Here is a 13,246-nt window from a genome sequence, read left to right on the forward strand (position 1 = left end):
GTGGCGGCGGTGAATGGTCCGGCGTCGGTGGTGGTGTCGGGTGCCGTCGGTGAGGTTGCGGTGGTGGTGGGGGCCTGCCGTGAGCGGGGTTGGCGGGTCAAGGAGTTGGCGGTGAGTCATGGGTTCCATTCGCGGTTGATGGATCCGATGTTGGAGGAGTTCGGGTCGGTGGTGGCGGGGCTGGACTGGCAGCCGCCGCGGGTGCCGGTGGTGTCGAACGTGACCGGTGCGGTCGCGGACGCGGCGGAGCTGACCGATCCGGGCTACTGGGTGCGGCATGTACGCCAGCCGGTGCGGTTCGCCGACGGTGTGGCGGCGTTGCGGGCACAGGGGGTGGACACCTTCCTGGAGGTTGGTCCGGATGCGACGTTGACGGCGACGGTGGCGGAGATCGTCGGTGATGCCGGGGTGCGGTGTGTCGCGGTGTCGCGGCGGGATCAGCCGGAGGTCGGCGTGTTGACGTCGGCGCTGGGGCGGTTGTGGGTGGCGGGTGTGCCGGTGGACTGGGCGGCGTACCACGGCCAGGCCGGTGCGGGGCGGGTGGTCGATCTGCCCACGTACGCCTTCGACCACCGGCGCTACTGGATCAACGCGGCGACGCGCTCCTACCGTCCCCCCGCAGCCCGGCGTACCGCCGCCGACGAGGACTTCTGGCGCGCGATCGAGGCGGAGGACCTCACGACCCTCGCCGAGAGCCTGGCTGTCGACGCCGACGCGCCGCTCGCCGACGTCCTCCCGGCGCTGTCCACCTGGCGGCGGCGCCGAGACGCCGAGGCCGCCCTCGATTCCTGGCGCTACCGGGTGGCCTGGCAGCCGTTCACGGACGCCGCCGCCCGCGCCGAGGCGACCGACTTCCTGCTCGTCGTACCGGCTGACGCCGACGCGGCCCTGACGAACTGGGCGACCGCCCTCGGCGCCGCCGACGGGCGGATAATCGAGGTCGACGCCACCTGCGACCGCAAGCGGCTCGCCCACGACCTCGCCGAGGCGTCGACCGGCCGCGGCGGGGAGCCGCTGACCGTGCTCTCCCTCCTGGCCCTCGACAACCGTCGGTACGCCAGGACCGGCTCGGTGCCGGCCGGCCTCGCCGGCACCGTCGCGCTCGCGCAGGCGCTCGGCGACGCCGGGATCACCGCCCGGCTCTGGATCGCCACCCGCGGCGCGGTCTCCGTCGGATCCCGGGACCGGCACGTCGATCCCGTACAGGCGATGGCGTGGGGCTTCGGCAGCGTGCTGCGGGCCGAGCATCCGCAGCGGTGGGGCGGGCTCGTCGACCTGCCCGAGCAGCCCGACCAGAACGCCGTACGCATGCTCCGGACGCTGGTCGCCGGCACCGGCGGGGAGGACGAGATCGCCCTGCGCCGCAACGGCGCCCACGCGCGCCGGCTCGTCCGGGCGGCGTACGGGGACAGCGGCCCGCGTGGCTCCTGGACGCCGTGCGGCACGGTGCTGATCACCGGTGGCACCGGGGCCCTCGGCGGGCACGTCGCCCGCGCACTGGCAGCCGAAGGCACCGAACACCTCCTGCTGGTCAGCAGGCGGGGCAGCGAGGCACCGGGGGCGACCGCCCTCGCCGACGAACTCACCGCGCTCGGCAGCCGCGTCACCCTCGCGTCCTGCGACGTGGCCGACCGGGACGCGCTCGCGGCGCTGCTCGACTCGATCCCCGCCGAGCTTCCGCTGAGCGCGGTCGTGCACACCGCCGCCGCCCTCGACGACAACGTCGTCGACGCCGTGAGTGTCGACCAGCTGGCCACCGCCCTGCGGGCGAAGGTCGACGCCGCGCGCAACCTGGACGAGCTGACCCGGAACGCGGACCTCTCCGCTTTCGTCCTCTTCTCCTCCCTCGCCGGGCTCATGGGCGCCGCCGGCCAGGCCACGTACGCGCCCGGCAACGCGTTCCTCGACGCCCTGGCGCAGCGCCGCCGCGCCGAGGGGCTGCCGGGCACCTCGCTCGCCTGGGGCCTGTGGGCCGACGGCGGGGTGAGCGCGGGCGACTTCGAGCAGCGGCTCAGCCGTACCGGTTTCGGCGCGATGGCGCCGGAGACGGCCGTGCGCGCCTTCAGCCGGGCGCTGGACCGCGACGAGACGTACCTCGTCGTGGCCGACATCGACTGGGCCCGAGTGGCCGCCGCCGGTTCCGGGCGCGCCCACCCGCTGGTCCGCGACCTGCTGGCCGAGGCCGGCGCGGCAGTGACCGCCGACGTCCCCGCACTGGCGGCCGACCTGCGTCTGCGCCTGTCGGGGCTGCCCGGCGCGGAGCAGCTACGCGTCCTCGGCGACCTGGTACGCGCCGAGGTCGCCGCCGTGCTCGGCCACGAGTCCGTCGAGCGGGTGGCGCCGGACCGGGCGTTCCAGGACCTCGGCTTCACCTCGCTGGCAGCCGTCGAACTGCGCAACCGGCTCGACGCGGCGACCGGCCTCGCGTTGCCGAGCACGCTCGCCTTCGACTACCCGAACTCCGCCGCCCTGGCCGGGCACATCCACGCCGAACTGCTGGGCGGGCAGGCCCTTCCCGCCCCCACCACCGTCACCGGCCCCGTCGTGGGCGACGACCCGATCGTCGTCGTCGGCATGGGCTGCCGTTTCCCCGCCGGAGCCGAGTCCCCGGAGGGCCTCTGGGAGCTGCTCACCGCCGGCGCCGACGCGATGTCGGACTTCCCGACCAACCGGCACTGGGACCTGGAGTCGCTGGCCGGCGCCGACTCCTACGTCTCGCGCGGAGCCTTCCTGGCCGACGCGGGTGGCTTCGACGCGGAGTTCTTCGGCATCTCGCCGCGCGAGGCCCTCGCCATGGACCCGCAGCAGCGACTGCTGCTCGAGGTCTCCTGGGAGGCGTTCGAGGACGCCCGGATCGAACCCCTCGCGCTGCGCGGCAGCCGCGTCGGGGTGTTCGCCGGCACCAACGGCCAGGACTACGAGACCGTCGTACGCGAGGCCGGGGAGCCCCTCGCCGGGTACGGCGCGACAGGTGCCTCCGCGAGCGTGTTGTCGGGTCGGGTGGCGTACTCGTTCGGGTTCGAGGGTCCGGCGGTGACTGTGGACACGGCGTGTTCATCGTCGCTCGTGGCGTTGCACCTGGCGGCGCAGGCGCTGCGGTCGGGGGAGTGCGACCTCGCGCTGGCCGGCGGCGTCACGGTGATGGCCACCCCGGGCGCCTTCATCGAGTTCTCCCGCCAGGGCGGGCTGTCGGCCGACGGCCGCTGCAAGGCCTTCGCCGAGTCGGCGGACGGCACCGCGTGGGGCGAGGGCGTCGGCGTCCTCGTCGTGCAGCGGTTGTCGGATGCGCGGCGTGCGGGTCGTCGGGTTCTGGCGGTGGTGCGGGGTTCGGCGGTGAATCAGGATGGTGCGTCGAATGGTTTGACGGCGCCGAATGGTCCGTCGCAGCAGCGGGTGATTCGGCAGGCGTTGGCGAACGCGCGGTTGGGTGTGGCTGATGTGGATGTGGTGGAGGCGCACGGTACGGGTACGTCGTTGGGTGATCCGATCGAGGCGCAGGCGTTGTTGGCGACGTATGGGCAGGGTCGGGATGTGCCGTTGTTGCTGGGGTCGGTGAAGTCGAACATCGGTCATACGCAGGCTGCTGCGGGGGTGGCGGGTGTGATCAAGATGGTCTTGGCAATGCGGGCGGGTGTCGTCCCCGCGTCGTTGCATGTGGATGCTCCTTCGTCGCATGTTGATTGGTCGTCGGGTGCGGTGGAGCTGGTGACGGCCTCGCGTGAGTGGCCGGGTGTGGGGCGTGTGCGGCGGGCGGGTGTGTCGTCGTTCGGTATTTCGGGGACGAACGCGCACGTGATCATCGAGCAGCCAGAGTTGGCGGCGGAGTCCGTCCACCTCTCGGGTGCGCAGCAGCGCGGCGAGACCGACCGGGGCGGATCGGCGGACGGGCTGCCGGTTCCCGCGTCTGCCGACGCCGGTCGCCGCGAACGGGATGGAGATCAGCAGGGCGCGTCCGTCGGTCTGCCGGTGCCGTGGGTGGTGTCGGCTCGCTCCGAGCGGGGCCTGGCGGGTCAGGCGGGGCGGTTGGCGTCGTTCGTGCGGTCCGGGTCCCTGTCGCCGGCGGATGTGTCGTGGTCGTTGGCGACGACCCGGGCGGCGTTGGAGCATCGGGCGGTGGTGTGGGGCTCGTCGGGGGACGAGCTGGTTGCCGGCCTGTCGGCGGTGGCCGAGGGCGGGTCGGCGGTGTCGGGTGTGGTGTCGGCGGGTCGTCGGGCGGTGTTGTTCACGGGTCAGGGCTCGCAGCGCGCCGGGATGGGCCGGGAGCTGTATGACACGTTCCCGGTGTTCGCGGCGTCGTTCGACGAGGTGTGCGCGCGTTTCGACGGCTTGTTGCCGCGTGCGCTGCGCGAGGTGGTGTTCGCGGAGGCGGGTTCGGGAGCTGCTGCTCTGTTGGATCAGACCGTGTTCGCGCAGGCGGGGTTGTTCGCGGTCGAGGTGGCGTTGTGGGAGTTGCTCGCGTCGTGGGGCGTACGGGCCGACTACCTGGCGGGTCACTCCATCGGTGAGGTGACGGCGGCGTACGTGTCGGGGATGTTGTCCCTGGGGGATGCGTGCACGTTGGTGGCGGCGCGGGGTCGGTTGATGCAGGCGTTGCCGGCCGGTGGCGTGATGGCGGCCGTCGGCGCGTCGGAGGAGGCTGTCGCCGAGCTGCTTGGCGCGTCGGGCGCGGCCGTGGACATCGCGGCGGTCAACGGCCCCGCGTCGGTGGTCGTCTCGGGCGCGGCCGATGAGGTGGCCTCGGTGGAGGCGACCGCCCGTGAGCGGGGTTGGCGGGTGAAGGAGCTCGCGGTCAGTCACGCGTTCCACTCGCGGTTGATGGAGCCGATGCTGGAGGAGTTCCGGTCGGTGGTGGCGGGGCTCGACTGGCGGGTGCCGCGCGTCGGGGTGGTGTCGAACGTGACGGGTGCCGTGGCGGACCCGTTGGAGCTGGTGGATCCGGAGTACTGGGTGCGGCACGTGCGGCAGCCGGTGCGCTTCGCCGACGGTGTGGTGGCGTTGCGGGCGTTGGGGGTGGACACCTTCCTGGAGGTGGGTCCGGATGCGACGTTGACGGCGATGGTGGCGGAGATCGTCGCGGATGCGGGGGTGCGGCGGGTTCCGGCGTCGCGGCGGGACCAGTCGGAGGTCGCCGCGGTGACGGCGGCGCTGGGGCAGTTGTGGGTGGCGGGTGTGCCGGTCGACTGGACTGCGTACCACGGTCAGGCCGGCGCCCGGCCGGGCGTGGTCGACCTGCCCACGTACGCCTTCGACCACACCTGGTACTGGCCCGAGGCGGCGCCCGCGGCCCGCCGGGACGGGCACGGCGAAGCTCTCGACGGGCGGTTCTGGGCGGCCGTGGAGTCCGGCGACCCCGACCTGGTCGGCGGCGAGCTGGGTGTCGGCGCGGACGAACCGTTCAGCGCGGTCCTGCCCAAGCTCGCGCAGTGGCGGCGGGCCGCGCAGCAGCGGTCGACGGTGGACTCCTGGCGCTACCGCGTGGTGTGGCGGCGCCAGGACGTGACCGGGAACGAGAACCTGACCGGCTCCTGGCTGGTGCTGATGGTCCCCGGCCAGGAGGACCACCCGTTGCTGGCCGGGCTGGCGGAGCGGGGCGCCGAGATGATCCCCGTGGTGCTGGACGAGCTGGACCGGGACGGGATCGCCCGTCGGCTGTCCGCCGCCTCGGCGGCCGCAGGACCGGTCGCCGGGATGATCTCGCTGATGTCGCTGGCCGGCGCCGGTGTCGTCGAGGCACTGGCGGTCGCGCAGGCGCTTGCAGTCACCGAGGTCGAGGGTCGGTTGTGGTGGCTGACCAGCGGTGCCGTCTCCGTGGACGACTCCGAGCCTCTGACCGACCTGGACGGTGGTGCGGTGTGGGGTTTGGGTCGGGCGGTGGGTTTGGAGGTGCCGTTGCGGTGGGGTGGTTTGGTGGATTTGCCGGGTGTGTTGGGTGGGGGTGTGTGGGGTTGGTTGTGTGGGGTGTTGTCGTCGGGGGTTGAGGATCAGGTGGCGTTGCGGTCGTCGGGTGTGTTTGTGCGGCGGTTGGTGCGTGCGGGTTGTCCGGCGGGTGTGGGTGTGGGTGGTGGTTTTCGGTTGTCGGGGACGGTGTTGGTGACGGGTGGTACGGGGGCGTTGGGTGCGCGGGTGGCGTTGTGGGCGGTGGGTGTGGGTGCGGAGCATGTGGTGTTGGTGAGTCGGCGTGGTGGTGGTGCGCCGGGTGTGGGGGAGTTGGTGGGGCGGTTGGAGGGTTTGGGTGTGCGGGTGTCGGTGGTGGGTTGTGATGTGGCGGATCGTGGTGCGGTGGCGGGGTTGTTGGGGGATTTGGTGGGTCGGGGTGAGCGGTTGCGGGCGGTGGTGCATGCGGCTGGTGTGGCGCAGTTGACGCCGTTGGGTGAGGTGGGTGTGGGTGAGGTGGAGGAGGTGTTGCGGGCGAAGGTTGGTGGTGCGGTGGTGTTGGATGAGTTGACTGCTGGTTTGGATTTGGATGCGTTTGTGGTGTTTTCGTCGATTGCGGGGGTGTGGGGTTCTGCGGGTCAGGTGGGGTATGCGGCGGGGAATGCGTTTGTGGATGGGTTGGTGGTGTCGCGGCGTGGGCGTGGGTTGGTGGGGACGTCGGTGGCGTGGGGGCCGTGGGCTGAGGCGGGTATGGCGGTGGGGGTGGCGGGGGAGCAGTTGAGTCGGCGTGGTTTGCCGGGGATGGATCCGGAGTTGGCGGTGGTGGCGTTGCAGCGGGCGTTGGATGGTGGTGAGGGGCAGGTGGTGGTGGCGGATGTGCGGTGGGATCGGTTTGTGCCGTCGTTCACGGCGTTGCGTCCGTCGTGTCTGTTCACCGACATCCCCGAAGCGCAGCCCGCACAGGCCGAGGAGGCACCCAAGGGCGAGGACCGCGGCGCCGCGTCGGCGCTGCGCGAGCGGCTCGCCGCCGCCTCCGGGTCGGAGCGCGACCGCATCCTGCTCGACCTGGTCCGCGGCACCGCCGCGGCGGTGCTGGGACACGCCACGCCGAGCGGGATCAGGCCCGCCCGCGGCTTCCTCGAACTGGGCTTCGACTCGCTCACCGCAGTCGAGCTGCGCAACCGGCTGACCGCCGCAACGGGCATCGGGCTGCCCGCCACCCTCGTCTTCGACCATCCCACCCCGAACGCGCTCGCCGGTCACCTGCGGGCCCAGTTGGCGCCCGAGCAGCCGGCGTTGCCGATCGTGGCCGAGATCGAACGCCTCGACAAGCTCCTCGGCGGGCTGCCGGGCGACCAGGTCGACGACGCGGTCGTCGGTCGGCTGGAGGACCTGCTCACCCGGTGGCGGGACCGACCCGCCGCCACCGCACCGGCGCCGGCCGCCGCAGAGGAGTTGGAGTCGGCCAGCCGGGACGAGCTCTTCGACATCATCCAGCGGGAGTTCGGCAAGTCCTGAGCGGACCTGCCCGACCCGGGGCGGGACGGGCCGGGAAAAGGAACACCCGACGGTGCCGGACGCCTGACCGGCGCCGTCGGGCAGGCGTGCCCGCCTTAGGGGTCCACGAAGCCTGTCTAGGGGTGTGCCGGTGCGGATCCGGCTCCGTAGGGTCGGAGCCCGCCAGGCCGTATCGCCCTGCCCACCGGTGGCGATCGGTACGGATGTGGGTGCGTGCGGTACCCCGGATGGACGGGAGGTCCGCATGGCCGGATCCGGCTTGCCCCAACTGTTCGCCATCAGCGACCTGCACGTGGTGCACGCGGAGAACAAGGCCATCGTCGAGCGGCTGCGGCCGGAGCGCGACGGCGACTGGCTCGTCGTCGCCGGCGACGTCGGGGAGTTCGTCGGCGACATCCAGTGGGCGCTGGGACTCCTCAGCCGCCGTTTCGCCAAGGTCATCTGGGCTCCCGGCAACCACGAGCTGTGGACTCCCCGCGAGGACCCGATCCAGCTGCGGGGAGACGCGCGCTACCAGCACCTGGTGCAACTGTGCCGGGGGCTCGGGGTCATCACCCCGGAGGACCCGTACCCCGTCTGGGATCCGCGGGGCGACGACCCGGTCCTGATCGCGCCGCTGTTCCTGCTCTACGACTACACCTTCCGGCCACCGGGGACGTACACGAAGGAGCAGGCCCTGGCGCGGGCCCACGAGGTCGGCGTGGTCTGCACCGACGAGATCCTGCTTCATCCGGACCCGTACCCGACGCGGGACGCCTGGTGCCGGGCGCGGCTGGCCCTGACGGAGCGCCGGCTCACCGCCGAGCGCGGCGGGCTGCCCACCGTCCTGGTCAACCACTTCCCGCTCGTGCGCGAGCCCACCCGGATCCTGCGGTACCCGGAGTTCGCCCAGTGGTGCGGCACCGAGGCCACGGCCGACTGGCACGTCCGCTTCGACGCCCGCGTCGCCGTCTACGGCCACCTGCACATCCCGCGCACCACCTGGTACGACGGGGTCCGGTTCGAAGAGGTCTCGGTCGGCTACCCACGGGAGTGGCGCCGCCGCTCGACGCCTCCCGGCCGACTGCGCCGCATCCTGCCGTCGGCCGCCGGACAGCCCGCCTGAGCGGCCCTCGCGGCGCTGGTCACCACCGCCCGCCGGGCCTGCCGCGACGCCGCTCGCGGACCGGTCGATCAGGGGTTCTCTAGGGGTTGGGCGGGCGTTTGGCGCTCAGTACCGTCCAGTCACGGTGGCGGGCATGTGTCGGCGGACCGGTCCGGCGTGGTGGGCGCCTGAGCAGGCACGACAACCGGAATCAGGAACAGGTGTGGGGTCCGTGAGCCCGAACGGCCGCGTCTCCGCCCACCTGTGCACGAGACCGGCCGTCGGCGGTGGTGTGGTCAACGAATCGGCAGATTCCGATCGATAGCAAGCTCTGGGCGGGTGGGTCATGGCGGACGAAGACAAGCTCCTCGAACACCTGAAGTGGGTGACCTCCGAGCTCCGCCTGGCGCGTCGCCGCCTGACCGAGCTGGAGGACGAGGACGCCGAGCCGATCGCGATCGTCGGCATGGCCTGCCGCTTCCCCGGCGGCGTCGCCTCACCGGAGGACCTCTGGGACCTCGTCGCCGGCGGGGTGGACGCCACCGGCACGTTCCCCGACGACCGGGGCTGGGACCTCGACCGGCTCTACGACCCCGACCCCGACCACCCCGGCACCACGTACAGCAACCGGGGCGGCTTCCTGCGCGACGCCGGCCTGTTCGACCCGACCCTGTTCGGGATCTCGCCGCGCGAGGCGCTGGCCATGGACCCGCAGCAGCGACTCCTGCTCGAGGTGACCTGGGAGGTCTTCGAGCGGGCCGGCATCGACGCCGCGTCGGTACGGGGCAGCCGTACCGGGGTGTTCGTCGGCACAGCGGGGCAGGACTACACGTCCGTGCTGCGGCAACTGCCCGAGGGCACGGAGGGCTACGTCCTCACCGGCACCGCCGCGAGCGTCATGTCCGGCCGGCTGGCGTACTCGTTCGGGCTGGAGGGGCCGGCCGTCACCATCGACACCGCATGCTCCTCGTCGCTGGTCGCCCTGCACCTCGCCGGCCAGGCCCTGCGCGACGGCGAGTGCTCCCTCGCCGTCGCCGGCGGCGTCACAGTGCTGGCCACGCCGGGTGCCTTCGTCGAGTTCTCCCGCCAGCGGGGGCTCGCCTCCGACGGGCGGTGCAAGGCGTTCTCCGCGGACGCCGACGGGACCGGCTGGTCCGAGGGCGTCGCCATGCTGCTCGTCGAGAAGCTCTCCGACGCCCGGCGCAACGGGCACCCCGTCCTGGCGGTGATCCGGGGCAGCGCCGTCAACCAGGACGGCGCCAGCAGCGGGCTGACCGCCCCCAACGGCCCCGCGCAGCAGCGGGTGATCCGGCAGGCGCTGGAGAACGCCCGGCTCAGCCCGTCCGACGTGGACGCCGTCGAGGCGCACGGCACGGGCACCCGGCTAGGCGACCCGATCGAGGCGCAGGCGCTGCTGGCCACGTACGGGCAGGGCCGCGCCGCCGACCGCCCGCTGTGGCTGGGCTCGCTGAAGTCGAACATCGGCCACCCACAGGCCGCGGCCGGCGCCGGCGGCGTCATCAAGATGGTGATGGCGATGCGGCACGGCGTGCTGCCGCCCACCCTGCACGTGGACCGGCCCTCACCGCACGTCGACTGGTCGACCGGCGCGGTGGCCCTGCTCGACGAGGCGCGCCCGTGGGCCGGCGGTGAGCACGTCCGCAGGGCCGGCGTGTCGTCCTTCGGCATGAGCGGCACGAACGCCCACCTGATCCTGGAGCAGGCGCCGGCCCCCGACCCGGCCGGCGACCACGCCACCTGGTCCCGCCGTCCCGCCGTCGTGCCCATGCTGCTCTCCGCCGCGCAGCCGGCCGCGCTAGCCGCGCAGGCGGACCGGCTGGCCCGTTGGCTCAGCGACGACGAGGAGCCGCGCCCGCTCGATGTGGCCTGGTCGTCGGTGGTGTCCCGGTCGACGCTCGACCGGCGCGCGGTGGTGCTCGCCGGGGACCGCACGGCTCTGCTGGCGGGCCTGCGATCCCTGGCGGCGGGCGAGCCGTCGGGCACCGTGGTCGCCGGCCAGGCCGGGGACCGGGGTCCGCTGGCGGTGCTCTTCCCCGGCCAGGGCGCGCAACGCACCGGCATGGGCCGCGAGCTGTACGCCGAATTCCCCGTCTTCGCCGCCGCCCTCGACGAGGCGTGCGGGCATCTCGACCGGGTGCTGCCGCGCCCGCTCAAGGAGGTGCTGTTCGCGCCGGAGGGCTCCGCCGAGGCGGAGCTGCTGGACCAGACCGCGTTCACCCAGGCCGGGCTCTTCGCCGTCGAGGTGGCGCTGTTCCGCCTCGTGGAGTCGTTCGGCGTGGTGCCGGACTTCGTGGGCGGGCACTCGATCGGTGAGATCGCCGCCGCGCACGTGGCCGGGGTGCTGTCGCTCCAGGACGCCTGCCTGCTGGTGGCGGCGCGGGGCCGGCTCATGCAGTCGCTGCCCGACGGCGGCGGCATGCTCGCCGTGGCCGCCGACGAGGCGGGCGTGACGGAGTCGATCGCCGGGCTGACCGACCGGGTCGGCATCGCGGCCGTCAACGGCCCGACCTCCGTCGTGGTCTCCGGCGCCGTCGACGCCCTCGACGAGGTGGAGCGGGTCTGGCGCGACCGGGGTGTGCGTACCCGCCGGTTGGCGGTCAGTCACGCGTTCCACAGCCCGCTGATGGAGCCGGTGCTGGAGCGTTTCCGCGGCATCGTCGAGCGGCTGGACCTCGCCGCCCCCGCGCTGCCGATCGTGTCGAACCTGACCGGTGCGCTCGCCGACGCCGACGAGATCCGCACCGCCGACTACTGGGTACGGCACGTCCGCGAGGCGGTTCGCTACGCCGACGGGCTCGCCGCGCTGCGCGACGCCGGGGTCGACACCTTCCTGGAGATCGGCCCGCAGAGCGTACTGACCGCGATGACGACAGACGTGCTGCTCGACGACGACGTGCTCGCCGTCGCGGCCCAGCGCCGGGACCGGCCCGAGGCGCAGGCGCTGCTGCACGCCCTCGCCGAGCTGCACGTGCACGGGTTGCCGGTGTCCTGGCAGGAGTGGTTCGCCGACACCGGCGCCGCCCGGGTCGGCCTGCCCACGTACGCCTTCCAGCGGGAGCGGTTCTGGCCCGAGGCGCTGCCGTGGCGGGTCGGCGATGTGTCGGGCGCCGGCCTCGGTGTCGCGGGGCACCCGCTGCTCGGCGCGGCGGTCCGGCTCGCCGGCGACGACGAGGTGGTGCTGACCGGCCGGCTGTCGACGTCGACGCACCCGTGGCTGGCCGACCACGTGGTCGGCGGCAACGTGGTGGTGCCGGGCACCGCCCTGGTGGAGCTGGCGATCCGTGCCGGCGACGAGGTGGGCGCGTCGCGGGTACGGGAGCTGACCGTGGCGGCGCCGCTGGTGCTGCCCGAGCCCGGAGCGGTACGCGTGCAGGTGCGCGTCGGCGCGGCTGACGACGGCGCCGCGCGGACGGTGTCCGTGTACTCCCAGGCCGAGGATGACGACGACACCGACTGGATGCGGCACGCCGACGGCCTGCTCGAACCGGTGTCGGCCGGCGAGCCGGGACTCGGCGAGTGGCCGCCGGCGAGCGCGACCGAGGTGGACCTGACCGGCTGGTATCCGGCGCTGGCCGAGCACGGCCTGTCGTACGGGCCGGTGTTCCAGGGCGTACGGCGGGCCTGGACGGCCGACGGTGAGGCGTACGCCGAGGTGGCGCTGCCGGACGGGGCGGCCGGCGAGGCGGGTGCGTTCGGGGTGCACCCGGCGCTGCTGGACGCCGCGCTGCACCCGGTGGCGCTGCTGCTCGAGGCCGAGGCCACGGGCGGGCCGCGCGTGCCGTTCGCGTTCGAGGGCGTGCAGGTGCACGCCTGCGGCGCCCGGACGCTGCGGGTGCGGCTGACCCGGGACGGCTCCGGGGTGCGGCTGATCGCCTGTGACGGCTCGGGCGCGCCGGTGGTGTCGGTGGACTCGCTGGTGCTGCGGGAGACGACCGCGACGGCGACCCGGGGCGCCGCCGCCCGGTCGCTGTACGAGGTGACCTGGCAGGCCGAGCAGATCGACAGCGTCGACGACCTTCCGGGGTGGGCGGTGCTGGGCCGGCCGGCACCGGACGCGCTGCCGGAGGTGCCGGTCTTCGCGGACGTGGCGACCCTGGCGGCGGCCGGGGTCACGGCCCGGCAGGTGCTGCTGACGGTGCCCGCCGGTGTTACCGGCGTCGCCGTGCCGGAGGCCGTGCGGGCGGTCACCAGCGGTGTGCTGGACGTGCTGCGGTCCTGGCTCGCCGCCGAGCCGCTGGCCGACACGAAGCTCGTGGTGGTGACCCGGGGCGCGGTGGCCGCCGGGGACGACGACCGGGTCACCGACCTGGCTGCCGCCGCCGTCTGGGGCCTGCTGCGCTCGGCGCAGTCCGAGCACCCGGGACGGATCGTCCTCGCCGACGTCGAGGGCGAACTGACCCCCGCGACCCTCGCCGTGCTGGCCGGGGCCGCCGTCGAGCCGTCGGTCTCCGGCGGCCAGCTCGCGGTGCGCGGCGAGCGCACCCTCGCGCCGAGGCTGGTGCGGCCGGTGCGCGACGAGCTGGCCCCGCCGCCCGGGCCGTGGCACCTCGCCCCCGTCACCGGCGGCACCCTGGACGGGATCGCGCCGGTGCCGGCCACGCCCGCGGAGCTGGGCGAGGACCAGGTGCGCGTCGCGGTGCGCGCGGCCGGCGTGAACTTCCGGGACGTGCTGATCGGCCTGGGCATGTACCCGGATCCGGCGGCCGTGATGGGCAGCGAGGGTGCGGGTGTCGTGGTCGAGGTCGGCCC

3 protein-coding genes are annotated in these 13,246 nt (G+C 73.8%); all 3 read left to right on the forward strand.

The genetic code is table 11. From position 1 onward, the window contains the following. Positions 1–7,392, forward strand: a 7,392-nt coding sequence (locus tag GA0070215_RS29610) for a type I polyketide synthase (RefSeq protein WP_141708273.1), incomplete at its 5' end; no start/stop codon positions are given. 244 nt (positions 7,393–7,636) lie between these two features. After that, complete coding sequence (locus GA0070215_RS27385; RefSeq protein WP_091051678.1) at positions 7,637–8,497, forward strand: metallophosphoesterase family protein; 861 nt, start codon at positions 7,637–7,639, stop codon at positions 8,495–8,497. Positions 8,498–8,822: 325 nt separating this feature from the next. Further along, a partial coding sequence (locus GA0070215_RS27390) for a type I polyketide synthase (RefSeq protein ID WP_141708274.1) occupies positions 8,823–13,246 on the forward strand: 4,424 nt, incomplete at its 3' end.

Source organism: Micromonospora marina, assembly GCF_900091565.1.
In the GTDB taxonomy this organism is placed as follows: domain Bacteria; phylum Actinomycetota; class Actinomycetes; order Mycobacteriales; family Micromonosporaceae; genus Micromonospora; species Micromonospora marina.

Excerpts from the sequence above, each read along its gene's own strand:
- GA0070215_RS27385 (WP_091051678.1), top strand. The coding sequence starts at position 7,637 with ATGGCCGGATCCGGCTTGCCCCAACTGTTCGCCATCAGCGACCTGCAC.